The following is a 24,530-nucleotide window of genomic DNA, read 5'->3' as shown; positions in this document are numbered from 1 at the left end:
GTTTCTCCAAATCCTATTAGTTATGATAACCTTTTTTTAAAGATTTAACAACAACTAGAACTATCAGGAGCGCAACAGGAATTATCAGAATTGGTGATGGTAACGTGATAATGCTCTCCCTTGGTTTCTTCGGGTTTACGAATAGCATTCCGTCTACAATCGAATTCTGGGGCTGATTCAATATAAAACGGCGACTTATGGGAATACCAATTTCTACTCATTTTCAACCCCATCTTCGTTGATCAAAATATCTTGTTCCTCTGCTTCTACATTAAATTCCACACGACTCTGTAAAACAATTTCTTCAATTACTGCTGCACCTTTACCCCGTTCTAAAACCCTATCAAAATGACTCATCAGTTCTGGAATATTAATCACTTCTTCTATAGATTCCATATATTTTTTAACAATAGCTTTAATATTATATTTTTCCGCCGCTTTTTCTCTGATTTTATTTAAGATTGTTTCAACGGTATGTTCTGTTTTCACAACAAAAGTAATCGGATATCTCTGAACCTTGTCAATATCGAGAAAATATTTACCTGCATCAAGAGTTTCTGTGACTTGAAAAAATCTTCCCAGGGGTTTCATTACAAAGTCTATACCCCCATCATTTGCGTTGGTTCGACCCGTTTTATATAAAATTAAATATTCCACGTTCAGTTCATCGGGTGACCAACCCCAATATATTTGTTGGTCTGCATAATATTCTTTCAAAATAGCATAGCTGACAATTTCAAAAACTCTTGCATCTATATTAGGTTTCAGTAAATCTTTAATAAATTTAACCGCTTGTGAAGGATCTTGTTTCTGAATATTGATCATCTGTTGACAATAGATCATAAAGTCATTGAATGCTTGACCACGCGCCGATATATAAGCATCAATAATATCTTTAATCGCTTCAGCAATATTTATTTGAGAATTATCAATAGAACATTTTAAGAGATTTTCATTAATCCAATATTTATTGGTTTTAGCATCTCTGATTATAGGTACATAATATGATGTTGGAAAGTATTTTTTAAATTCTTCATTTAGTCTACTATTGAGGGCATGATTTTGGAGTTTACTTCCAAATGGAAGTTCTCGTTGTCTCTGAAGAAGTGTTGTAAATTTTGCTCCTTCATAATCACTATAATTGCCATTAATATGAAACTTATTATTTAGATAGTCCTCGACCAAGACATATATAGCATAATGATTTGCCAATCCTGCTCGTGACTTGGAACCACGATTAGCAGCTTTTGTTTTAATATTTAGATATTGTAATAACTCGCTAGAATCTAAGATTTTACTTCCCTGTTCAGGGAAATATATATTTAAAATTTCAGTAATCTTATCGGTAAATTCATGCTGTACTGTCGGCATTAAAAAGCTCCTTTTGGATGAAATCAAAATTTTGAATTTTTTTATTTCTTCTAGTCTGTTTTTTCTGTGGAGGTAATAGCTGATCACCTTTATATTCTTGCCATCCCAGAACTCGCCTTAGACCAATTTTAAGATACTCCTCTTGAGATTCTATACTAATAGAATTTCTTCCTAATCGTTTGGATACTGCACCCGATGTAAATGTACCTCCAAATGGATCAAGTACAATACCACCCTCCTGACTACTAGCAAGAATTATCCTCTCTAGCAATGCTTCAGGTTTTTGGGAAGGATGGTTTTCATATTCTTCCATAAGATATCTAACACGAGGAAAATACCAGACATTCCCCGGTACTTTTTCCGAATTATAGGGACTAGGAACCGATTTTCTATAATCAATTAACTTTCTTTGTGCGCCTGTTTTTGCTTCTACTTTAATATTATCAGAGTTAAATACATAATTACTTTTATTTTTAACACAATAAAGTATGGGTTCATACATTGATCCAAAGTATTTTTTAGCTTGAACTCCTGAACTATCATAATGCCATATAATGCGACTCAAAATTACTATTTTATTTCTTAAATAAAGATCAAAATATGGCATCGCTTGGGTACTTGCCATCACATATAAAGTTCCATTAGGCTTTAATATCCGAATACACTCATCCAGTAATTTATAAGCCCATACTGCATATTCCTCATCAGACTCCCACTTATCGTGGAAATTTGAGAATTGTTTCCCGATATTGTAGGGAGGATCAATAAAAATTAGATCTACAGATTCAGATGTTATTTCACTCGACAAAATAGGTAAAGAATCACCGTGAAATATAATATGTCCCTGGTCTTCATATCGTTCAAACATTACCATTGGTTAGGAAAGTAATTTATAAACCAATAAAGTGTTTCTAGCTATTAGCGATCGCCCTAATCTAAAGTTACTAAATATCACCTTAGATCAGGACTTATTATAACCTTTTTTTAAAGATTTAACAACAACTAGAACTCACAGGAGCGCAACAGGAATTATCAGAATTGGTGATGGTAACGTGATAATGCTCTCCCTTGGTTTCTTCGGGTTTACGAATAGCATTCCGTCTACAATCGAATTCTGGGGCCGATTCTAGGGGGATAGTTTCATGGGGTAAAATTCCTAAAATATCTTGATAATAGGGGCCGTTTATGTTATTATAAATATGGTAGGTTTTATCACAAACTGCCATCCGTTCCCCCCGATATAAAATATGTCCGTCATCGTCCATGACTTGTTTCCAAGGCCCTTTATAAATCACGGCTTGGTTTACATCTAAACAGGGGCCGTCTTTGCCTTTAAATGCAGTAACCGTTAGGGAACGAAACTCAATACCATCAATAACTTGCCAAGGTTCTTCCTGTCGAGCTAATATCTCAATGCCGTAAAATCCGGCCTGTTCAAACCGTTCTAAAAATTCATTTTCCCGAAACGCTCCAGCAATACAACCACTCCAAAGATCGGGATCATTTAAAATCCTAGGTGTGGGATCTTGATCGCAAACAATATCGGAAATAACTGCCCTTCCGCCCCGTTTTAAGACTCGATAAATTTCTTGAAATAGTTGATCCTTATCCTGGGGACGGACTAAATTTAAAACACAATTAGAAATAACAACATCAACACTATGATCAGCAATTAAAGGGTTTTGTTGACGGAGGCGATCGCATTCTAACTCAAATTTCCCTAGGTCTTCAATTGATTGAATCGGATTAACTTTTAAACTCTGTTGAACTTGATCTAAATCTAAGGCTAAATCCTGAATTTTTGCCTTAACAAAGCTGGTATTAAAATAGCCTAATTTCTCCGCTATTTCCGGTTGATAGCTGCGGGAAAGAGCCAACATTGTATCATTAAAATCTACCCCAATCACTTGACCGGATGCTCCTATTTTTTGCGCGATCATATAACAATTTTTACCCGCCCCGGAACCCAAATCAACTACGGTTTCCCCTGGGTTAACATAACGAGTAGGATCACCACAACCATAATCTTTATCTATAATTTCCTGGGGAATAATTTCTAAATATTGATTTTCCTGATATTCCACCGGACAACAGAGGGAAGGTTGTACCGTTTGGGCTCCCGCTTTGTAGCGTTCAATAACTGTTTCTTCAATATTGTAATTCATATCACGGATTTAAGAGGATTTGAACACGGATTAAGAGGATTTCACGGATTTCACGGATTTTAATTAGTTAATGGTTCACTATTAACTGTTCACTATTAACTGTTCACTATTAACTGTTCACTATTAACTGACAACTATTAACTGACAACTATTAACTGATAACTGATAACTGTTAACTGATAACTGATTTCATCCGCCCCAGATTTTTTTAATTACTTGATCGGGAGAGATATCAGACATTTTGCCCGAAGGAGATTTAAGCCCAATTACCCGATCGCTTTTTGGTAATAATTTAGCGGGTTCTGTTGGGCCAAATAAGGCGATCGTATAGGTTCCCACCGCAACGGCTAGGTGCATCGGGGCGCTATCGGTACAAAGCATTAAATTCGCCGAGGCGATCATCGCCGATAATTTACCAATATCCTCCGGTTGGGTGACTTTAACCTGGGGACAAGATTCGACAATTTGCCGCACTAAGGCCCCATCTTCTGGCCCCTGGACAATGATCACGGGGAGGTTAGGTTGGCGCTGTTGAATATCTTGAATAATTTTTTGCCAACTGGCCACGGGGTAGATTTTATCAATGCCTTTTTGTTTGGCTAACTGGCTAGATCCCCCATGAATCAAAATATAACCACTATCCTTGACTCCTAACCGTTTCTGTTCCGCTTCTCCCCAGTCGAGATCCAGTTTGGGCACATTAATTGATAATCCTGGGAAGGGACTAATAATATCCAACCCTTTGAGCAGGTCATAATACATTTCGGCGGCGTACTGCTCTGGTTTTAAGGGGACTGGGTTGCTAATAAATAACCCCTCACCCCCGCCTGCGTAACCAATGCGGGTGGGGATACCCGTTAACCACAATAACAACCCGACTGTCCAACTTTGACCCAGGGAGACTACCACTTCATATTCCCGGTCACGGACAATTCCTAAAAAATTTCCCCAGTCGGCCAAACTGTTCCGTCCCTTGAAATCATAGGTTAAAATTTCAGAAACGGACTTACAAACTCGATAAGCTCCCCTGGCTCTGGGTTCTACCATAACAGAAATTTGGGCTTCAGGATAGGCTTGCTTGAGGCCATCAAGGGTGGGAAAAAACAGGATTTGATCGCCTATTCCACCTGGGACAAGGGCTAGTATTCTCATAATTAAAGAGTTAATCTACAAGGTCAGCTTAATTCTAATATGAACATAGAATTGTCAATTTTACCTCTAAATTTTCACAATGCACCTATTAATTCCGGCGGCGGGTATGGGACGAAGAATGGGGAGCGATCGCAACAAATTGCTCCTAACTTTATTGGATAAACCCCTATTAGCCTGGACACTTGAAGCGGCGGAGGCTTCAGCTTGTATTGAATGGATCGGGATCATGGGTCAACCCGTGGATTTTCCCGACTTTCAGGAAATTTTGGCCCAGCTTAATTTAACTAAACCCGTCGAGTTAATTCAGGGGGGTGAAACCCGTCAACAATCAGTTTATAATGGCTTACAGGCCTTACCAACCGATGCGGAGCGGGTGTTAATTCATGATGGGGCGAGATGTTTGGCCACACCGGAGTTATTCGAGCGCTGTGGGACGGCTTTGCAGACTTGTTCGGGGTTAATTGCGGCGATACCAGTTAAGGATACGATTAAGGTTGTTGACAAAAATGGGTTAATTTTAGATACCCCAAATCGCCAACAATTATGGGCGGCGCAAACTCCCCAAGGTTTTGAGGTGAAATTATTAAAAGAATGTCATGATCAGGGACGTCAACAGGGTTGGGAAGTCACCGACGATGCCGCTTTATTTGAAAAATGTGGGTTATCCGTTCATATTGTTATGGGAGAAGAAACTAATTTGAAAGTGACAACTCCTGTAGATCTAAGTGTGGCAGAATTTATTTTAAGATCAAAAATCAAAAATCAGGAATAAAAATATGATCGCTAAAACTACATTGAATAACTGGAAAAATATCTTAATTCGTGAGTTCATTAATCTCGGAATTATTAATTTATATTTAGCCTCATCCTTTAGTATTTTAGTAACCTTAAATTCCCTAGCTTTAGTTAAATATGGCATTAATGGCTTTAACTACGGAATTGAGATTATGGGAGCTTTAGTTTTAGGAAAGGTAATTCTTTTATCGGAAAAAATGCCAATTGTAGAACGCTATCAAGATAAGCCGTTAATTATTTCGGTGGGTTATAAATCCGTTTTATTTACCATCATTGCTTTGTTTTTTAATAGTATAGAACATTTAATTGTAGGTTTATTTCAACATGAATCTCTGGAACGGATTTTAATAGAATTTAAAAATCAAGTTTCTCAAATTGATTTATTTTATCAAATTTTATGTTTATTGATTGTTTTTATTCCTTTCTTTATGATGAGAGAATTGAATAAAATCTTAGGAAAGGGAACCTTATTTAATTTGTTTTTTAACAATAGGAGTTTGAAGGTTAAGGAAGTTGCTTCAATGCCTGCTCAAGAACTTCTACTCCAGCATGGGTCAGATGGGCATTTTCACTAATATAACGTTTCCAGGCTTTTGTCCCTGGTTGTCGGGCAAATAACTCTAAAAAATGGCGGGTGATACTATTTAATTTTACCCCTTTTTGTAACCAATATTCCAGATAGGGATACATAGCTTCTATGACTTCTTGACGGGTCAAGGGAGGTGTCTTTTCTCCATAGATTTCTTGATCCGCCGTTGCAAACAAATAGGGGTGATCATAGGCGGCGCGTCCGATCATCACAGCATCAACAAATTGCAATTGATCTTTAACTTCTGTTAGGGTTTTAAACCCGCCATTAATTTCAATAAATAGCTGAGGAAACTCTTGTTTTAAACGATGAACTTCTTCATATCTTAATGGGGGAATAGTCCGGTTTTCTTTGGGGCTTAAACCCTGTAACCAAGCTTTGCGTGCATGAACACTAAAATGTTGACATCCGGCGTTAGCAACTATTCTGACAAAATGCGCCATATCTTCATATTTGTCCTGGTCATCAATACCAATTCGATGTTTAATTGTCACCGGAATATTAACTACTTTTTGCATTGCTTCTACTGCTTTAGCCACTAACTCCGGTTGCGCCATTAAACAAGCCCCAAAATTGCCATTTTGCACCCGATCACTGGGACATCCCACGTTTAAATTAACCTGGTCATATCCCATATCTTCGGCTATTTTAGCGCAAGTTGCCAGATGATTCGGATTATCTCCTCCTAATTGTAATACTAGGGGTTTTTCTTCGGGTGAAAATCCCAATAATTGCTCTTGATCTCCATGCAAAATTGCCGCCGTTGTCACCATTTCGGTATATAGCAAAGTTCGCCGGGTGATTTGTCGCATAAAATAGCGATAATGGCGATCGGTGCGATCCATCATTGGTGCAATACTCAGGAGATAAACCTGATTTGAGGTGACAATTGAGGTCGGAAGATTCATGGAATTTAGGATTTTGTTGCTTTTAATTCTAAGGTGATTTTGAGTTTTCCACTCACGGGGTTAGACGGTTGCCAAGTTAGGAGTGATCGGCGAATTTGATCAATAATTAGGGCCTGTTTGAGATTATGCTCTAAATCCAGATTAGAGTCAAGATCATCAAAAATAGCTCGTTGGACATTGCCTTGATCAATAATTATTTCAAAGGTCACTTTTCCATTGATTTCATTGGCTAAATTTAAGCCTTGTAAATAACGGTTGAGGTCATTAATTAGGGTGCGATCGCTAATTCCTGTAACTTCAACAACTGTTATTTTTACCTGACTATTTCCAACTGCATTAATATTTGTGGGTTGTGGGTTTATTCCGCGAACAGGAGGGGGCGGTGGCGCAATTTCTGGACTCCGTTGACTGCCATAATTATTATAACCAGATGCAGAACGAGTTCGTCCTAAACTCATGGGTTTTGCTGATGGCAATTGAGAGGTTTCTGGAGTGCCAAAAATACCGTCATAACTCACCCCTTCGGGCAATTCTAGGGGAACTTCTACGGTGTGACGAGTTCCATTAGGATCGACTCTAACTTCTTCGCTGACGGCGACAAAAGCGGTATATTCAGATAGTAATTGATAGGATAAAGCGGTGCGTGTTACCCCTTCAACTCCTGATTTTGTTTCCCCGGAAAACATTTGATTCATCAGGTCTTTAATTCTCGCCCGTCCCCACAATTTGGCGATCGCAATATTACCTGATTCGTTATTATTAATCTCAGGAAAATTAACGGGTAAGGTTTGTTCATAGCGATCGCCTTTTGCGGTTATTCCGGTAATTTTTAATAAGCCATTACGACGATCTAATTTACGTCCAAATAATACTAAAGGTTGATTATCAAATAAATCAGATAAGATTACCGGATAAATTTCTGGTTTTAATCCTTCCCCTTGCCAAGTGATTTCAATATCTGTTAGAATGGGGTTATTGATCTGTTTAAAAAAGGTTTCTACAACGGTTTCTGTGGGTTCATCTTGACGCACAATTTGCGTTGTTCCCCGGCCAATTTCTCCCAAACGATTAAGTAAAAAACGATTAACAGAACTTCCTACCCCAAAGGCGTAAAATCTATTTCCGGGTTTAAGTTTATTTTGAACTTCTGCAATTATTTCTTGATCATTTCCAATATATCCATCTGTTAATAGAACAATACTGCGTAAGCGACCCTGGGAGGGAGAGGTAAACCTCATAACCGCCTGGATTCCATTTAATAATTCCGTCCCGCCATCTGCTTGTAATTGATTAATATAATTAATCGCTTTTTGTCGGTTAGCGGGGGTATTTGCTAAGGGAATTTCTGATAAGGTATTGGTGGTATTGGCAAAATCAATAATATTAAAGGTATCTTCGGGATTTAATCCTTGAATAAATCTTTTCATTAATTCTTGAGATTTTTTCAGAGGTTCTCCTTCTTGGGAACCGGAAGTATCCATCAGAAAAATAACATCTTTCGGAATAATTTGATTAGGATTATAACTAATTGCAGGTAACAAATAGGTGGCAAAATGTCCTCCCTGTTGATCTGCTTCTGTTAATACCGATGCTCTGGTATTTTCTCCTGAAATCTGATATCTTATAATTAGATCTTTATTAGGAATTTGATCGGATTGATCTAAACTAACAAATATCCGATTTCCCTGCTGTTGGGTAATAATTTTATGGGAAGTTGATCGGACATTTTCAATCGCAACCCCCGCATCAATTTCAACATCAACTTGAATTTTGTGGGGGGATTTTGCCTCCTGTTCAATAATTGGTGACGTGATCCGATCCGCATCGGGAACTTGATTAGTATTGGGTTGATTTTTATTAATTAATTGACCGGGAATATAACGGGGGCCAACTACCATCGGAAACACAAATTCATAGTTTCCCCCTTCAAATTTTAATTGATCAATATAGCGAATCGTTACGGATATTTGTTCGCCCGGTTGAATATTAGCTACAGATTGAGTAAAGATATTATCTCTTTCCTGTTCTAATAATGCGGTGGTGCGACCTTGAGCTTTAGCCCGTTGATAGATTTCTTTGGCGCCTTCTCGGGTTTCAATTTTGGATTTTATGGTGCGATCGCCGATTTTAATTACCATCTGATCAACGGCGGCTTGATCGGGAAGGGGAAATACATAAATCGCTTCTAAAGGTTCTTTAAAGGGATTTTCAAAGGTTTGAGAAACTTCAACCTGTGAAACATTCCCCGAAATTTTAGCCTTAACCTGGGTTTGTTTTAAGGGAAAAACTTGGCTTTTAGTTTCAGATTGAACATATAAACCGCCTATTTGTTTATCCATGGTTTGTTGAGGAAGTTGTGCTAATTTTAATACTGAGGATTGACGATTCAACTGTTGAGGTAAACTGGCAAAACTTGGGGGAGTATTTACCATAAAATTCAAACTATTAAAAATCATAATTCCCAAGGAAAGCCTGGCTATATTTGATAAAGAGTTCATAAATAAAATTGTCATTATTTGAGTTAGACTATTAATTGGAGATACTCACTAAGACCCGATTCTGATTATAAACGTTCCTGAGTCAGATCACTTTTTTACATTCCCAAAACGACCGGAGGAAAAGCTACAATTTTCGTCTGTAAGTAGTGATTGTATAGTTTTTTACTCCGTCTGAATCATCAGATTTTCAGGAAAATTCAGCAGGGACTCAATAAACGGCTATAATCTGAGGTTGGGTTATGAATAAAACCGATCTAATCCGTTCCCAAATTATTTACTATTGAGTTCTAATGCTTCCAAATCAAACCCTAATTCGGATTTTTATAAGTACGGGAGAAGTCTCTGGCGATTTACAAGGGTCAATGTTAATTGAAGCCTTATTCAGACAAGCCAAAAATCAGAATATCCCTATAGAAATTATAGCATTAGGCGGGGAAAAAATGGCCGCAGCCGGAGCAATATTATTAGGAAATACTACAGGAATTGGTTCCGTTGGGCTTTTAGAATCTTTACCATATATTATTCCGACTTATTTAATTCAGCAAAAAACTAAACAATATTTAAAAAATCATCCCCCCGATATTGTAATTTTAATTGATTATATGGGGCCGAATATTGGTATCGGAAATTTTATTAAAAATCACTTCCCCAAATTGCCGATTTTCTATTATATTGCACCGCAAGAATGGGTCTGGTCATTAGGTTCAAAAAGTACGGAACAAATTATTAAGTTAACCGACCAAATTTTAGCAATTTTTCCAGAAGAAGCTCGTTATTTTCAATCAAAAGGTGCTCAGGTAACTTGGGTGGGTCATCCTTTATTAGATCGGATGAAAACGGCCCCCAGTAGAGAAGAATCTCGGATCAAATTAGGGATGAAACCCGATGAAATTGCGATCGCTTTACTTCCGGCTTCCCGATGGCAAGAAATTAAATATTTAATGCCAATATTATTAAAAGCAGCGCAACAAATTCAAGATAAAATTCCTGGGGTTAAATTTTGGATTCCGGTATCTTTACCCGAATATCATAACGCCATAGAAACCGCCATTAAAAACTATCAATTAAATGCGGTTTTAGTTTCAACAAAATCAGGAAATTGTCAAACCTTAGAAGTAATATCCGCCGCTGATTTAGCAATTACCAAATCAGGAACCGTTAACTTAGAAATTGCCTTATTAAATGTTCCCCAAGTTGTGGTTTATCGAGTCAGTAATTTAACCGCTTGGCTGGTTCGTCGTTTCTTAAATTTTTCAGTTCCGTTTATATCCTCAACTAATTTAGTGCAAATGCAAGCTATTGTTCCCGAACTGGTACAGGAAGAAGTAACCCCCGAAAACATTGTACGAGAAGCCATAGAATTACTCACGAATCAACCCAAACGACAGGAAATATTAAATCGCTATCAACAGATGAAACAGGCATTAGGAGAGGAGGGAGTGTGCGATCGCGCAGCTTTAGAAATTCTCAGTAGTATAGCAGGGAACACCGGAACAGAAAAGACATCATAGGAAAGTTTTTCGGCTGAATATCTTGCCAAAATTAGGGTTTCTAAAATATTATAGAGACAGTTGATCATGCGATCGCCTAACATGAATTTGTGATCCTTGGGCAAACGGTTTAAAATGGGGACATACCATTTAATTAAATCGTAGGTTTTTTGGATAATTGGGAGTTCTTCCATTAACAAAACTTAATATTTTAGAAAAAATAAAAACGCTCGCTTCGCTCGAACACGAAGAAGGGAAAAGAAAAAAGAAGGGTAGAGGGCAAAAGAGCTAAAGAAAACAGGGCTAAGAATCCTGCACACCAACCAGGGACGCACCAACAACCCAACAAACCCGAAAGCCGTTGATGTAGTCGAAGACGCCGGGGTGATCGGAGTCACGACTAGCAGAACGGCAGATATCAGGATAGTTGACCCACGAACCGCCCCGCAGACAGTGTTTTCTTTCATCGCTTAATAAGTTGACTAAATTTTCAATGCTATAAATTTGATAACGATTATCATTCTTATTCTGCTCATCCCAAACTTCTCCTTGTGTTGGCGCTCCTTGATAGTTGTCATGCCAGGGGTCGGCGCACCATTCCCAGACATTGCCATGGAGATCATACAACCCAAAGGCATTGGGAGGGAATTGACCAACGGGGGTGGTTTCCTCTCGATATTTCCCCTTGGGTTCGTCTGCATAGGTTCTGCTTGCATCATAATTGGCTAAATCGCTGGTTAGGGTTTCCCCAAAGTAAAATGGGGTGGTAGTTCCCGCACGACAAGCATATTCCCATTGGGCTTCTGAGGGTAAACGGTAGGAGCGTCCGGTGTGTTGGAGTAGTCGGGCACAGAATTCTACCGCATCGTACCAGGAAACGTTTTCTACGGGTCGGTTAGAACCCCCCCCTAGCCCCCCCTTGAAAGGGGAGGAACTGGAAGTTTCGCTTTCTAAGGGGGGTTGGGGGGAAACTCCTGAAGCCCCCCTTTCAAGGGGGGTTGGGGGGTATCTTTAAATTCAGAACAGTCAGGATCAAGATCCCGTTGAATTTTGGGCCAGTTAGCAACGGCTTTCCATTGGGCTTGAGTTATGGGATATTTGGCCATGAAAAAAGGAGGCACTGTAACTTGATGTTGGAGGCGTTCGTCTTCGTCTCCTTCTCCCTCCAGTGAACCCATCAGGAATGTCCCCCCAGGAATACAAACCATATCTAACGTGACTCCATCCCCCAGGTCTTCGGTGAAGTATTGGGCTTGTTTGGGTTCCCTGTTGATAATTTCACCCTTTTTGTTAACAGTAACGGTTTCAAAGGAAAACACCGATAGGGGGAGTTTTTCAGAGGGTTCGGCTTCTAACTGTTGTGCTAGGGTGAGGATAGGGGCAAAGCCAGCTTCTTGGAGTAAATCGCCATAACTTTCGACCAAAGAGGCTAAACGCACCCGTTCTTGAGCATCTGGTTGTTTTAAAGCTTGTTCTATCGCTGTTTTAATTTGTTCCAGGGCTTTCCCTGGTCGAGTATAGGCTAGGGCTGTCCATTTGGGTTCGGGGCCTAATTGCCAAGCAATGCGGCTATTATGGGGTAGGGAAATTTGTTGTTGGATGTAACCCGTCATATAGTCCGCCAGACGGTTGAGGCGACGTTCTCCAAAGTTGGCTTGAAGACGACGGAGTAACAAGTCTCGGACTTTGCCATCCATAGCATAGAGTTCCCGTCCGACTGAAACGCAGAGGGAAGATAACAAGATATCCGCAACAGCAATAAAATCACAGTCAGGAACAAAATTTTCCCGCAAACAATATAACAAATGGGGCGTGAGGGCGAGGGGAAAAGCCGCATGAAATAATAAGTCCATCGTCTTTGGGAAGCGTTCTGCAAAGGCTTCTAAGCGATGGTCAGCGAGTTGTTGTCGGATATCATAAACCATTAGAAACCGAGTTTTTATAGGGATTTCCTTGTTCCCTGGTTCTACCAGGGAATATTAACGGGAGGCTCTGCCTCCGAATCATAGCAGGCGGAGCCTGCAATTGGGCATTGCTAGGTAGAACCTAGCAACGAGAAATCACACGAACCATGGCATTGAGTCCAGAACAGTTATACTCAAACATGGGAAGATGGAGAGTTTCTATTATTCCTGCTGCGGTTGTATTTTGCCAACGATCTTCGGGTAAAGGATTAAGCCAAATTATAGACCGTACTAAGGGTTCTATTTGATCAAAAAAGACTTGAGTTAATTCAATTCGTTCTGGATTATAATTTCCCCGTCCTGCTCCCCCATCACTAAAAATTACCACAATAGTCCGATTTTTGTGCAGGGTTGGGAGGATTTCATCGAGGGGTTTTGCTTGGGGTTGGTTGGGGAATAAATAAAGATAATTGTGGGGACAATTTCTAAAGTAATAAATTTGGGTTTTCCCAAAAGTGTGTTTTTTGAGACTGGTGATTAATTGTTGGGCTAGAATATGAAACGGAATCATAGAACCATCCCAGTCTATTAATAGTAATAATTCCAGGGAATTAACCCGGCGAGGACGGAAAACGGGTTCAAAGATTTGACCTTGACGGTAAATTTGAGCTAAGGTTGCGGGGATATCGAGTTCAGTTGCATTACCTTCGGGAATAGGATAGCGTAAAAAACGCCAACTTTGCAGGATTTGACGTTCTGTAACGGGTAAATCTTGAACGTTAAAACTAAAGTCTTGGGAGGTTGTTTTTGAGGTTTGGGGTCGAAATCCTTCGCCGCGTAAAGCAATGGGAATTTGCACGGAATTGGATAGTTTTGGGGTGGGTATTTTGTCAGGAGTTGAGGGGGTTTGATTTGGGGTGATTTCGGAAGTGGGAGGAGTTGGAATTGTCTCAGGTTTTAAGGGGGTTTCTAGTAATTTTTCCGATTGAAACCGGGCAAAATAACGATCAAATTCCGTATCAAAAATATCAGAATTAAACGATGCTTTGGGTTTAAACCACAGCAAACGACAGAGTTGTTTTAGGTCTGCTAAATTGCTTTGACCAAACCCTAAAGTTAACGCTTGTACAAATAACAGATATTGTTCAACGGTTAGGGACATTCCCGCGTCTCGCAGGTGCAGAAATAAACCTAAATAATTAGGGTAATTTGGTTTATTCATCGCGTTTCCGTTGATAGGAGTCTTGACTTTCTTTGGTTTTTAGTAAAGTTCCCAATAGAGGAAGATTACCCGCTAAATCTTTAATATCTTCAAATGCTTCAGATACGGGTTTCTTCAGGAGAATTTTCATCAAGTCCAACAGTTCGCTTGTTCCGGCTTTTTTAGCATTTGGACGGTTACTTCCCATCTCTCGTACACCTAAAAACTTATCAACTGTTTCATCAACTAATTCCAGTTGTTCTGAGTTGAGATCAGGAAAATGCAATTTAACAATTTCAATTAATTCTTCTTCATCGGGAAAATTCAAATAATAATATAAACACCGACGGAGAAACGCATCGGGTAGTTCTCGTTCTCGGTTACTGGTAATAATCACAATGGGAGATTGTTCAGCTTTAATGGCATTATCTCCCGTGGCTCCAATTTCAGGTATTTCAAACTCTAATTTATCTAATTCTAACAATAAATCATTGGGAAAGTCAATATCTGCTTTATCAATTTCATCAATTAATACAATCGGTCTAACTTCTTTGACTTCAAAAGATTTTCCTAATTCTCCTCTTTTTAAATAGGCTTTTTGATTGTTTAATCGTTTAATAACGGCTTTAATTTCATTTTCTTCTAAATAGTTTTTTGAGTTATTCATCCCTAAAAATTGAGCATCTCTTAAGCGGGCGATCGCATCATAGGTGTATAATCCATCTTGGGCGCGAGTGGTGGATTTAATATTCCAAGGAAAATAGGGCCATTTTTGATTATTTTCCTTGAGATAACGTTGACTAAATTCATAGGCGATAGCAGGTGCGAGTTGTGTTTTCCCGCAACCAGGTTCTCCTTCTAATAGTAAGGGACGTTCTAAAGCGATCGCTAAATTAACTGCTTGAATTAATCCCTTTTCAGGACGATAGGGACACAGTTTCTTTCCCCGTTGATTCGGTTCCGGTTGTGGTTGACATTGTTCATCACCTGTGTATTCTAAAGGTTGATTCATAACGTAAAACTCCTTTCTATATCTGAATAGTTTAGCTTACAACGTTCACAAATCGCTTTTAAAGCGAAGAATGGGATTGTATTTTTTTCAATAATGTCTTGAATAGAATCTTCAATATCTAAAATAGAATCATTGTTTAATTCTATCAATAACTTGGAAAGTGACTGCCTTACCCACAGTGTAATATCATCAGGGTCTAAATCATTAATCTCAGGAAGGTTAATAATGAAATCAGAAGACAATTGTAAATTTCCTGTTTGATCTACAATAAATAAAATTGCTTGTCTTGAGGAATCAGATGATGAATCATGATGAATTAAATTGACAACTAATTGCCATACTTGATTAATAAAAATCTCTAAGCCTTTACCTTTAGCAACATTATTAAAGTTCCAAATCGCTAAAATAACAGGTTGAGTTAGCCAATATTGATAAATTTGTTGAGCGATCGCTTCAGGATTGACCTCTTGCAAAAAAAATCTATGCTATAATAACAAATTTTCACTTTCAGACTAAGAGTGTCAACTCATAATTATAAATGGCCGACAACAAATTACAACGAAGACCATAACGGCGACGACGATTTCGATAACGACTCGATAAGATCCTGAAAATTTTGAGGCTCCGATTAACGTGTTCAATCACAATTCGTTGATGAGCCAAAGCTTGATTATAGTCTTTTTCTAAGACCGAAAGATTGCCATTTTTGGGTTTCTTTTTGGGTACATAGCTATTCAAGTGATAATCCTTAATCCCTTGATAGCCACTATCTTGTAAACTATCAGTTTGGGGGTGAAAATGAATTTTGCTTTTTTTGAATAAGCTAAAATCGTGGCAATGTCCTTCTCCAAAATCTGTACAAATAATCTGTTTAGTTTCTTGATTAATTACTAACTGAATTTTGAGTGTGTGATGTTTTTTCTTTCCTGAGTAATATTTTTTCTGTTTTTTTTTCGGTCTTTCAATAGCCGTTTCTGTGACATCCATCACTACGATTTCGGGGTAGCCAGAATCTTGAATTAATGCTTTTTTTCCCGGAATACGAAACTTTTCTGTTTTGATTAAAGTTGATTCAATATTAGCAACAATTCGGCAAATAGTTGATTCTGATACTCCCCAATTTGTCCCAATATGAAAATATGTTCTGTATTCTCGCCAATACTCCAAGGCTACTAAAACTTGCTCTTGGAGAGTCAGGTGGGTGTGACGTCCTCTCCTATCTTTAGGATGTTCTAACCTGAACTGCTCTATGGCATTAACCATTTCTTGAAAGGTTTGAATCTTGACACCAAATCTCCGTTTAAATTCATGAGGTTTCAAATTTAGATAAAATTGAGTGTTCATCGCAGAGTTATTGTCTAAATTCACTTTCAATTTTTACCATTTTATGGAGTTTTTAGCAAAAATTTGTGAAGAATGGTTAGTCTCTAGGATTTTATGAAATTGAGCAAAACTTACCATAATACCATAAAATTATTTTGCAAGAGTTCTTAGTCTCGTCTCGACAAGGAAAACTCTTAATTATTGGCAGTACCAACGATGGCAATACGGGGTTTAATACTAATCTTTGGAATAGCCTCAAAGATTTACCCAACACCCAATTTTGCAATCAAAATATCCGCAACTGTGTCAAAGATTCAATCAAAAATATTCGTTCTGCTCAGGAGAAGTAAACCTATGATTTCCAAATTTGATGAAGACGTGATTTTACAGGAATTTATTGCTGAGAAGTTGTTACCTGAACAACTCCCCAATATCTTCGTGCTTTACCCTCGGTTAAGCCAAAACTTAACGATTTTAGCCCCGTTAAAATATGCCTTAGAAATGAAACGACGGTATCAAGTTAGTTAATTATCCTTCCCAGTCGAACAAGTAAACTTTGTTAGGAAAGTGTTGCTATTTTCTATTTAATGCTACTTTAGTACACTTTCCTAAATTTTTAATCCATCTTACTTTGTGAGGAAAATTATCCTATGAACTTACACAAATTTATCGTTCTTTTCTGTATCACAATTGCCGCACTAATGAATAGTCGAGCACCTTATGCGGCTTTAGCAGGGTTTTCCGGCGAATGGCGCTGGGTTATTGCGATCGGAGTTAGTTTCCCTCTCGTTTATTTTACAGAATGGGCTATTGCTTATGATGTGGCAATTTCCAGTATTAAACGGGATATTCACCATGATCAAGAGCAAATAGAAGCCAAAAAAAGAAACACCAAAAATCAACTAATTGCAGTGCGCGCAGAAGCAGAACAAATAGTCTTTAATGCAGTTTTGAAAGACTATTTGCATCAAAAAACAAAAGTCTTTGTTGTTTTTGCCACTGGGCTTTTAATTGTTGAGTATGCAGCCACTCTATTTTATGTGCGTTTTCAAGGGGAAGATACCGATTGGATTATCTATATTGTTCCCTTACTCGGAATCATTTTAACAATAATGACAGGATTTTATACCGGAAAAATTATTCGTTATCCTGAATATAAACGGCAAATTTCCCAAAAGTTTGATGCTTATTATCAACAACGTTATCAAGAAAACCCCGATGGAATTAAACACGCCAGTCGTGAGTTTTGGGTCTTAGAAGAATTAACTAAGTATGTGTTAGATCATCCTCAATCTACCCCTGAACAACGCAATCAAAAAGAAAATCAAGTTTGGATTGAACTGCTAATTCATCAACATAATCAAGTCTTGAAACAAGGGCAAAAAGCAATTCAGGAGAAAAGACGCCAGTTAAATCAAAGTCCAGTGGGGTTAATTAGTCGAGAAGCTTGGGAAACTGCCATTAATGAGGATATCAAAGCCATCACTGAGGAGTTCCAATTAGAACTTTACCAGCTTCAAAGTGAATTAAAACGACGGGGCTATTCTATGGAATCTAATCAGGTCTTATCGACTGAAAAAATCAATACTATTAAGCATCCTAAATGGCAACTTAAACCTGATTCTCATTCCTAATTATTCAAGGAAGTCTCACTGATGCTAGGTGGACTTCCTTAAATTTAAGGGAAATTAAGAAGAACTATCAACCTCATCATCCGAATAGTCTACGGATCGATATTCAACATAGTCTGTTGAATTATCATTCGGACGGCGATCTTCAGAATAGCGATATTCCGAAGAAGCAGAGGGGCGACGGCGAGATCGGGGTGCATCAGAAGCCGAAGTTGTCCAATCCTCTCGATCTACCGCAGGCGTTGCGGGAGGACGGTTAGAGCGACTTCTGGGAGGTCTTTGTTGCCGTTCTCTAGGGGGTTCTCCCCAATCCGAGGTCGGTTCTGGACGAGATTCTGGACGAGATTCTGAACGAGATTCGGAACGAGATTCTGGACGAGATTCTGGACGAGATTCTGGACGAGATTCTGGACGACGTTTGCGAGGACGTTCCGCCGAGGTCGGGTAGTCAACGGTACTGCTTTTGCGACTAGAGGGACGCCGACGAACCGTATCATCTTCATAAGCATCGGCTCGACTCAAACGAGTATCACGACTCCCGCGAATTTGACGGGCCATCGGCATATATTCGTCCGTCGGTTCGAGTTCGTCTAATTCTGCATCCACCCGATAAACGTCACTGACATAGCGTTCATCGTCTACAATTGGCCCTCGTTCCTTAGCTTGGACAATGGCAATTCCTCTGAGGCGAACACTTTCCACCGCAAAGAAAACCGCACTTCCAGTTAATAAAAATTGACCAAAGGCTAGAATTGGATCAAGTCGCCATCCTTGAAACAACAGAATCCCGCCACAGAGTAACGCAATGGCAGCAAAGAAAATATCATGATCCCGTGCTAGTTTTGGCCGCCAAGAACGCAGGAAATATAATCCAGCACCAGAAACCGCGAGGGCAATGCCCACTAAGCTGCTGAAATTTAAACCTAAATTAACCATTATTTTTTCTCCTATGCCAGTCCTATCTTAGCGATTTCTTTTGAAAATCTCTAATCACCGGAGCTTGGGGCTGGGTATTTTGGCAACAATACAACATTAGGGGCTATCGATTCAGACAAAATTCTGATTCTTAGCCCCTAAGTTTATGGGTTTAACCAGGATTTTGGCAAGTCTGCCTAGACCTGTTCCCAGATAACCAGTCTAGGAACGAATTACTTTATCTTTTTTGCTGATAAAGAGCAGACCGACAGTTGCAGGAATCACCACAATCAGGATTCCAGCCAGCAAACTATAGAAAAAGTTCATTAATGAAGGTGTCATAACAAATGCGATCCTTGTCTTAGATTGATTTCTTGGTTTAACAGTTTAACAAAATTTCACAATCTTGAGAAGGTATTTGTCTGTTTATGAGAAAACTTCCCAAAACCGCTAGAATTGATCCGATAAACAGTAACAAAACTTAAAATATTTTTTCCGATCCTATGGACACAATAACAATTTTAACTTGGGGTTTAGGTTTAATTCTGGGTTTGATGACCTTTTTGTTTATTTTCAGAATCGTCCTCACCTGGTATCCCCAAGTTAACCAGCAGCGTTTTCCATTTAACTTAATTGTTTGGCCCACCGAACCCTTTTTAGTCATTACCCGCAAAATTGTTCCCCCCGTGGGAGGGGTAGATATTACCCCGATTATTTGGGTGGGACTATTTAGTTTGTTGCGAGAAATGCTCCTCGGTCAACAGGGATTATTAAGAATGATGTAGGCTAATCTTTGAATATTAGTGGATCAGGATTTAGATCAAAACAGTGTATTATGTCCGATACTGGCGGTTTTGTCCAGAATTTCAATAACAACTATATTGTCTAAGTCTATTTATGTTAAACCGAATTATTCAATTTTTCAAACGACTGATTCAACGCCTGTTTGGGAAGCAACCTAGTCCTCCATCGCCATCGGTCGAAGCAACTCCAACTCGCACGGATACGGAATATGAAGCCCTATTTCTGCAACTGTTGGACACCTTACAACCTAATAGCAGTCGAGGACAAATTAAGGGATGGTTAATTGGTAACAGAGTTCAAGAAGCGCAGTTAGTGGCTTGGTTGGAACGGTTTGGAACCCGTTTACAGGAAACACCCAGCCAACACGAAGAACTCGCACGACGCCTGGTATTTTTAGCGAGTCTGGATATTGGTGATTTAGGAGATGTGGCGGGAAGTATTGGCAGAAGCATTTTGGCCCAATTAACTCCACAAACCGAGGTTACGACTTCCGATATTAATGAGATTAAACCAATCATTGATGCAGAATTTATCGAGGATGGGGTTGCGACTCCAGCAAATCCTTCCGAGAATATTGAGGCTTCTCCAATTATTAATGCAGAATTTATTGGGGATGGTGTTGCAATTTCAAGGGAAGAAGAAACTCCAATAGTTGAAGAAACTCCCGTTAGTTACCAACCGGATATAATTCCCGAAGTTACCCCAATAGTTGAAGAAACTCCCGTTATTTCCCAACAGGATATAATTCCTGAAGAAACCCCAATAGTTGAAGAAACTCCCGTTATTTCCCAACAGGATATAATTCCTGAAGAAACCCCAATAGTTGAGGAAACTCCCATTATTTCCCAACAGGATATAATTCCTGAAGAAACCCCAATAGTTGAGGAAACTCCCATTATTTCCCAACAGGATATAATTCCTGAAGTTACTCCAATAGTTGAAGAAACTCCCGTTATTTCCCAACAGGATATAATTCCCGAAGAAACTCCAATAGTTGAAGAAACTCCCGTTATTTCCCAACAGGATATAATTCCCGAAGAAACTCCAATAGTTGAAGAAACTCCCGTTATTTCCCAACAGGATATAATTCCCGAAGTTACCCCAATAGTTGAGGAAACTCCCGTTATTTCCCAACAGGATATAATTCCTGAAGAAACCCCAATATTTGAAGAAACTCCCATTATTTCCCAACAGGATATAATTCCCGAAGTTACTCCAATAGTTGAAGAAACTTCACCAGAAGTTAAACAATGGTTTGAGCAAGGAATAAAACAAGATGAAGCTGGAGACTTTTATGGTGCTTTAGACTCATTTGATCAATTGCTTCAACTACAACCGAATCATATTCGTGTTTGGTTTTATCGAGGTAATACCCTCAGAAATTTAGGCAGAATTGAAGAAGCTCTATCCTCCTTTGAACAAGCGATTATCCTGAAACCAGAATATGCAGATGCCTGGAATAATCGAGGTAGTGTTTTAGAGGTTTTAGGGAATATGGAAGAAGCCTTAAAATCCTATCAACTTGCAGTTGATTTAGAACCCAATGATCCCTATATTTGGAATAATCGCGGAAACGCCCTATCGGATTTAGGAAGATTAGAAGAAGCCTTAGAATCCTATCAACAGGCGATTCAATTAGAGCCTAATTATTTTAACGCCTTATATAACCAAGGCATTTCACAACTCAATTTAGGACAATTAGAAGCAGCCTTAATTTCCTTTAACCGTGCGCTAGAATTGCAACCAGATGATGCCGATGTTTGGTATAATAAAGGTCTGACATTACAGGATTTAGGACAAACAGAAGCAGCCGTTGCCGCCTTTGAAAAAGTCAGGGAATTGCAACCGGATGAAACCGAAGGTTAAACCCATTAAAGTAGGGTGCGTGTATTGGAATACCCGCACCATTTCACTAAAATTAATATTAATAGTAATAGGAGAATGTGCGATCGCTATCCTTCCAATACATTGTTTAAATTTCAAAACTCGTACAGGGAGACATTATTGCTGTCTCCCTAAAGTTTTTTTATCCTAATTTATCTTATAGTATTGATCACTATTTTCTTTAAGTCTGCTTAAAGAGTTAAGAAACCTCTACTATTAGCATTTTTTTGTTATACCAAGTTTCTAATAATGCTAAATCTTTGAAATAATCTTCATATATTTTATGAAAATCATTTTTACTACTATTTGCACTAGATTGGGATTCTTTACCTTTTGAATTAGCAGATTTATTTAACTCGTCAAACTTTTTAATTGATTGTTCAATGATGATATCTTTAACCGATTTCCATAAATTTTGATCAACTAAGTAATATCCTGAATCTTTAAACTCAATTTGAGATCCCGTACTCAAAATTTCCCCTATTTTGGGGTCAGAAGCAGAGATAGACAAAAATTCTGTATTAACAGTTTCAGCACAAAGCAAATCTTCAATCTGTGATAAATCTTTATTTTCAAGAAGCACCTTGAGCATTTTCAGAATATCATTGAAGTCAATAGATTGAGTGAATTGTTCAGTAAAACACTGAATTTTCAAGAAATGAAGACATTTAGTCATTTTTTTATTTCCTTGCTTGCTTAATATATTCAACTAACCCAGGTAAGCTATTGACTTTTTGCAAAGCTTTAATTAGATTATCTACTGAATCACAGTCATAGTATTGTATATCAACATTACTACAATCTTTTTTTAGTTTTTCTAAAATCATTCTATTACTACTGTCAACACGATTCACTGGAAAGATGTAACGAAACGCTGTAGGTTGCTGATCTTTCAATAATTTTTTAACATCTGCTGTCCATTTTTCCAAACTTCTATTATTAAGAGGGCCTCCTGATTGTTCGGGAGAAGATTTACACTCATAAATATAATTTCCATCTTGAAAATATACAGGTTCCATTGACTTTACCTCAAGTAAATAGGATAAGATTTGAAGATCAAAAGTAGACAATATTATAGCAGCTTCAAATTTTCTGAGGTACAAATAATTATATAAAATACAACCATCAATACCTCATATAATTCTACACAACTAGATTTTTTTTTAGGCTACCTTTTTGCGAAAATGAGCTTGAACTTTAAACTCATTTCCTAACTTACTAATTCTACTATGCCCAGAAATTGCAATGATTTTACCGTCAAGTAATCCTCTAATTAATTCATCTGCTTGTTGAGATAAAGCAACAAAATCTGCGCTTCTTGCATTGTCACTTAAATTATCAACATAGTCTACACCAGGTTGCATTCCAAACTGTTTCATTAAATCTCTCATGAGAGATTTGAACGTTTGATCAATAACTTTACCTTTATCTAAACGGTTTAATGAACTCCAATCGGACAACCCTTCGAGTGCTTGACTTAAAGCTGTTTTGATTCGATCAAATCCAAATGTTGACATAGATAAATAGTGATTTGGATGTACTTTATATTTTTTAGAATAATGCACTTTGAGTTAATAATCTACTGACAAACGTTAGAAGTAATGTTAGAATCCAGTTAGTGTTTTTTTTACAGAGTCCCATGGAAAATCCTAATGAACTGTTTAGCCAAGTTGCAAAATATTGGGACTTGGAAACCTTGTATAAAGATCTTGCCTCAGCTAAGGGAAAACACTTAACTCCTGTTGAAAAATTACACTTAAGAGGATTACTCTGTGGTTATAGTCCTTCGGAGATTGCAGAACAACTGGGCAAAACTTCAAGGGGTGTAGAAACGGATCTTTGTACTACAGTGTATAAATATGTGAAATTTCTTTTAGATAAAACGGATGAGAAAATAGAAAATTGGCGCAATATTACTGACTGGTTAGAGCAATCTGGTTATAAATGTCTATCTCCTCAAATCCCGCTTAATAGCATATTACCTGAAAAAAGTATCGTGAATATTGCTACCGTTAATGTTGAACGAGATCAAATTGTATTTCAAATCAATCTACGGATTCCTACATCAGAATTTATGGAATTATCCAAAAATTTAGAGATAGAGGAAAAAGAAAATAATTAATAATGGAATTTTTGATCAATACCATTATTATTCTGCGTCTCGATTAACCTCGATATCCGATTATCTTAAAAATAACTCTTGATTTTCCATCCCAAACACCGGACAATAATTAAGGCTGAATATCCTAAAATATTGTGAAACTTTTTGACAAAGTTCGTTTTAACCCCTATTTATTGAAGATCGTGACTGTTGTTGCGATCGCATTTTCCCTAAACAGTTGTAGCAGTAAACCCGCCGACTGTATCAAACTTATCGGTATCATCAATGAAGGTCAAACCCTAGTAGTTAACCTCAGTCCTAAATTAGATGGGAAAACCACACAACAACTGTCTCAAGAATTAAACAGTATTGCCAAGGAGATAGAAACCCTAACGATTAAAAATAAATCCCTACAAACCTTTCAGAAAAACTCAACCCAACAGTTTAAAGACCTCTCCAATAGTCTAAAGCAAATCGCTGAAGCCCTAACTATTGCGGAGAAAGCTCCCGTTACTCCAGAAGGGAAAAAACAACTATTAGAAGCCCAGAAAACTGTCCAAGAAGCCGGAGAAAAAGCCAAACAAATTGTTTCCAATAATGAGGTATTATTCAAAGAATTAGTAAATTATTGCCCCCAGAAAAAACCGTAAGAAATTGTAGGGTGCGGGTATCGTGGCGCACGCATCATCTAAGTGAAATTAACAATTAGGAAAAATGCGATTACAGCGATCGCCATTTTTGTCATATCTTTTTTAGATGCAACAATTCTTATAATAGAGGTAGCATT

General features: G+C 38.1%; 26 protein-coding genes and 2 pseudogenes. 10 read left to right on the top strand and 18 right to left on the bottom strand.

Going from position 1 to position 24,530, the window contains the following annotated elements:
* Positions 1-44: 44 nt before the first annotated feature.
* From AC559H_RS24105 to AC559H_RS24085, 5 genes are all read right to left on the bottom strand, one after another.
* Positions 45-221 (bottom strand): hypothetical protein, encoded by a 177-nt coding sequence (locus AC559H_RS24105; protein ID WP_155806284.1) that lies wholly within the window; start codon positions 219-221, stop codon positions 45-47.
* The gene (locus tag AC559H_RS24100; protein ID WP_026794662.1) at positions 214-1,371 is read right to left on the bottom strand and encodes a hypothetical protein; all 1,158 of its coding nucleotides are present in this window, start codon (positions 1,369-1,371) and stop codon (positions 214-216) included. Before AC559H_RS24100 ends, AC559H_RS24105 begins: the two co-directional genes overlap by 8 nt.
* The gene (gene yhdJ, locus AC559H_RS24095; RefSeq protein WP_233423044.1) at positions 1,352-2,245 is read right to left on the bottom strand and encodes an adenine-specific DNA-methyltransferase; all 894 of its coding nucleotides are present in this window, start codon (positions 2,243-2,245) and stop codon (positions 1,352-1,354) included. The genes AC559H_RS24100 and yhdJ overlap by 20 nt, the downstream gene beginning before the upstream one ends.
* Before the next feature lie 118 nt (positions 2,246-2,363).
* A complete protein-coding gene (locus AC559H_RS24090) occupies positions 2,364-3,536 on the bottom strand; it encodes a DUF8838 domain-containing protein (protein WP_036833548.1) in 1,173 nt (390 codons plus the stop codon).
* A 189-nt stretch (positions 3,537-3,725) separates the two neighbouring features.
* Entirely contained in the window at positions 3,726-4,688 is a 963-nt protein-coding gene (locus AC559H_RS24085) for a glycosyltransferase family 9 protein (protein ID WP_026786175.1), read from the bottom strand.
* A 79-nt stretch (positions 4,689-4,767) separates the two neighbouring features.
* Between AC559H_RS24085 and ispD the strand changes: the two genes are divergently transcribed.
* Both ispD and AC559H_RS24075 read left to right on the top strand, forming a co-directional pair.
* Positions 4,768-5,460, top strand: coding sequence for a 2-C-methyl-D-erythritol 4-phosphate cytidylyltransferase (gene ispD, locus AC559H_RS24080; protein WP_026794665.1), 693 nt, complete (start codon positions 4,768-4,770; stop codon positions 5,458-5,460).
* Between the two features lie 4 nt (positions 5,461-5,464).
* Complete coding sequence (locus tag AC559H_RS24075) at positions 5,465-6,058, top strand: hypothetical protein (RefSeq protein ID WP_026786173.1); 594 nt, start codon at positions 5,465-5,467, stop codon at positions 6,056-6,058.
* Here AC559H_RS24075 and dusA read toward each other — a convergent pair.
* Positions 5,988-6,980, bottom strand: coding sequence for a tRNA dihydrouridine(20/20a) synthase DusA (dusA, locus tag AC559H_RS24070; protein WP_026794666.1), 993 nt, complete (start codon positions 6,978-6,980; stop codon positions 5,988-5,990). The genes AC559H_RS24075 and dusA overlap by 71 nt on opposite strands.
* Positions 6,981-6,985: 5 nt before the next feature.
* Positions 6,986-9,478: a VIT domain-containing protein gene (locus AC559H_RS24065; protein WP_237745611.1), complete on the bottom strand. Its 2,493-nt coding sequence runs from the start codon at positions 9,476-9,478 to the stop codon at positions 6,986-6,988.
* Between the two features lie 290 nt (positions 9,479-9,768).
* Between AC559H_RS24065 and lpxB the strand changes: the two genes are divergently transcribed.
* Complete coding sequence (gene lpxB / locus AC559H_RS24060; protein WP_026794668.1) at positions 9,769-10,989, top strand: lipid-A-disaccharide synthase; 1,221 nt, start codon at positions 9,769-9,771, stop codon at positions 10,987-10,989.
* 282 nt (positions 10,990-11,271) lie between these two features.
* Here lpxB and AC559H_RS24055 read toward each other — a convergent pair.
* From AC559H_RS24055 to AC559H_RS24030, 6 genes and pseudogenes are all read right to left on the bottom strand, one after another.
* Positions 11,272-11,871, bottom strand: a pseudogene (locus AC559H_RS24055) (formylglycine-generating enzyme family protein); the annotation flags it as partial.
* 107 nt (positions 11,872-11,978) lie between these two features.
* Positions 11,979-12,284: pseudogene (locus tag AC559H_RS24050) on the bottom strand (formylglycine-generating enzyme family protein); the annotation flags it as partial.
* A 730-nt stretch (positions 12,285-13,014) separates the two neighbouring features.
* On the bottom strand, positions 13,015-14,094 hold the full coding sequence (locus tag AC559H_RS24045; RefSeq protein ID WP_026794669.1) for a hypothetical protein: 1,080 nt from the start codon (positions 14,092-14,094) through the stop codon (positions 13,015-13,017).
* Positions 14,087-15,085, bottom strand: a complete 999-nt coding sequence (locus AC559H_RS24040; protein ID WP_026794670.1) for an AAA family ATPase — start codon at positions 15,083-15,085, stop codon at positions 14,087-14,089. The genes AC559H_RS24045 and AC559H_RS24040 overlap by 8 nt, the downstream gene beginning before the upstream one ends.
* Complete coding sequence (locus AC559H_RS24035) at positions 15,082-15,558, bottom strand: plant Invertase/pectin methylesterase inhibitor family protein (protein ID WP_026798615.1); 477 nt, start codon at positions 15,556-15,558, stop codon at positions 15,082-15,084. The genes AC559H_RS24040 and AC559H_RS24035 overlap by 4 nt, the downstream gene beginning before the upstream one ends.
* Before the next feature lie 34 nt (positions 15,559-15,592).
* A complete protein-coding gene (locus AC559H_RS24030) occupies positions 15,593-16,429 on the bottom strand; it encodes an IS5 family transposase (RefSeq protein ID WP_036834550.1) in 837 nt (278 codons plus the stop codon).
* Positions 16,430-16,563: 134 nt separating this feature from the next.
* Between AC559H_RS24030 and AC559H_RS24025 the strand changes: the two genes are divergently transcribed.
* The 3 genes from AC559H_RS24025 to AC559H_RS24015 all read left to right on the top strand — a co-directional run bounded on the left by AC559H_RS24025 (position 16,564) and on the right by AC559H_RS24015 (position 18,042).
* On the top strand, positions 16,564-16,758 hold the full coding sequence (locus AC559H_RS24025) for a hypothetical protein (RefSeq protein ID WP_148292363.1): 195 nt from the start codon (positions 16,564-16,566) through the stop codon (positions 16,756-16,758).
* A gap of 4 nt (positions 16,759-16,762) precedes the next feature.
* On the top strand, positions 16,763-16,936 hold the full coding sequence (locus AC559H_RS24020; protein ID WP_158442074.1) for a hypothetical protein: 174 nt from the start codon (positions 16,763-16,765) through the stop codon (positions 16,934-16,936).
* A 173-nt stretch (positions 16,937-17,109) separates the two neighbouring features.
* Positions 17,110-18,042 carry a hypothetical protein gene (locus AC559H_RS24015; protein ID WP_026798614.1) on the top strand — a complete coding sequence of 311 codons (933 nt, stop codon included), beginning with the start codon at positions 17,110-17,112 and terminating at the stop codon, positions 18,040-18,042.
* Between the two features lie 54 nt (positions 18,043-18,096).
* Here the strand turns inward: AC559H_RS24015 and AC559H_RS24010 are convergent, their stop codons facing one another.
* A complete protein-coding gene (locus tag AC559H_RS24010; RefSeq protein WP_026794673.1) occupies positions 18,097-18,975 on the bottom strand; it encodes a Ycf66 family protein in 879 nt (292 codons plus the stop codon).
* A gap of 201 nt (positions 18,976-19,176) precedes the next feature.
* Positions 19,177-19,296 (bottom strand): photosystem II reaction center X protein, encoded by a 120-nt coding sequence (psbX, locus tag AC559H_RS24005; RefSeq protein WP_071782561.1) that lies wholly within the window; start codon positions 19,294-19,296, stop codon positions 19,177-19,179.
* Between the two features lie 161 nt (positions 19,297-19,457).
* Here psbX and AC559H_RS24000 point away from each other — a divergent pair, with 161 nt between their 5' ends.
* Positions 19,458-19,739: a YggT family protein gene (locus AC559H_RS24000; RefSeq protein WP_026786163.1), complete on the top strand. Its 282-nt coding sequence runs from the start codon at positions 19,458-19,460 to the stop codon at positions 19,737-19,739.
* Between the two features lie 112 nt (positions 19,740-19,851).
* Positions 19,852-21,624: a tetratricopeptide repeat protein gene (locus AC559H_RS23995; protein WP_026798613.1), complete on the top strand. Its 1,773-nt coding sequence runs from the start codon at positions 19,852-19,854 to the stop codon at positions 21,622-21,624.
* Positions 21,625-21,841: 217 nt separating this feature from the next.
* Here the strand turns inward: AC559H_RS23995 and AC559H_RS23990 are convergent, their stop codons facing one another.
* From AC559H_RS23990 to AC559H_RS23980, 3 genes are all read right to left on the bottom strand, one after another.
* A complete protein-coding gene (locus tag AC559H_RS23990; protein WP_026794676.1) occupies positions 21,842-22,318 on the bottom strand; it encodes a hypothetical protein in 477 nt (158 codons plus the stop codon).
* A gap of 4 nt (positions 22,319-22,322) precedes the next feature.
* Positions 22,323-22,661, bottom strand: coding sequence for a hypothetical protein (locus AC559H_RS23985; RefSeq protein WP_026794677.1), 339 nt, complete (start codon positions 22,659-22,661; stop codon positions 22,323-22,325).
* 144 nt (positions 22,662-22,805) lie between these two features.
* The gene (locus tag AC559H_RS23980) at positions 22,806-23,159 is read right to left on the bottom strand and encodes a hypothetical protein (protein ID WP_026798612.1); all 354 of its coding nucleotides are present in this window, start codon (positions 23,157-23,159) and stop codon (positions 22,806-22,808) included.
* A gap of 122 nt (positions 23,160-23,281) precedes the next feature.
* Between AC559H_RS23980 and AC559H_RS23975 the strand changes: the two genes are divergently transcribed.
* Both AC559H_RS23975 and AC559H_RS23970 read left to right on the top strand, forming a co-directional pair.
* Positions 23,282-23,764 (top strand): helix-turn-helix transcriptional regulator, encoded by a 483-nt coding sequence (locus AC559H_RS23975; protein ID WP_026794679.1) that lies wholly within the window; start codon positions 23,282-23,284, stop codon positions 23,762-23,764.
* A gap of 134 nt (positions 23,765-23,898) precedes the next feature.
* The gene (locus AC559H_RS23970) at positions 23,899-24,393 is read left to right on the top strand and encodes a hypothetical protein (protein ID WP_026794680.1); all 495 of its coding nucleotides are present in this window, start codon (positions 23,899-23,901) and stop codon (positions 24,391-24,393) included.
* Positions 24,394-24,530: the final 137 nt, after the last annotated feature.

This window comes from Planktothrix prolifica NIVA-CYA 540, assembly GCF_963864145.1.
Classification (GTDB): domain Bacteria; phylum Cyanobacteriota; class Cyanobacteriia; order Cyanobacteriales; family Microcoleaceae; genus Planktothrix; species Planktothrix agardhii.
The sequence above is the reverse complement of the archived record's forward strand: the minus strand, read 5'-3'. Positions and strand labels throughout refer to the sequence as shown.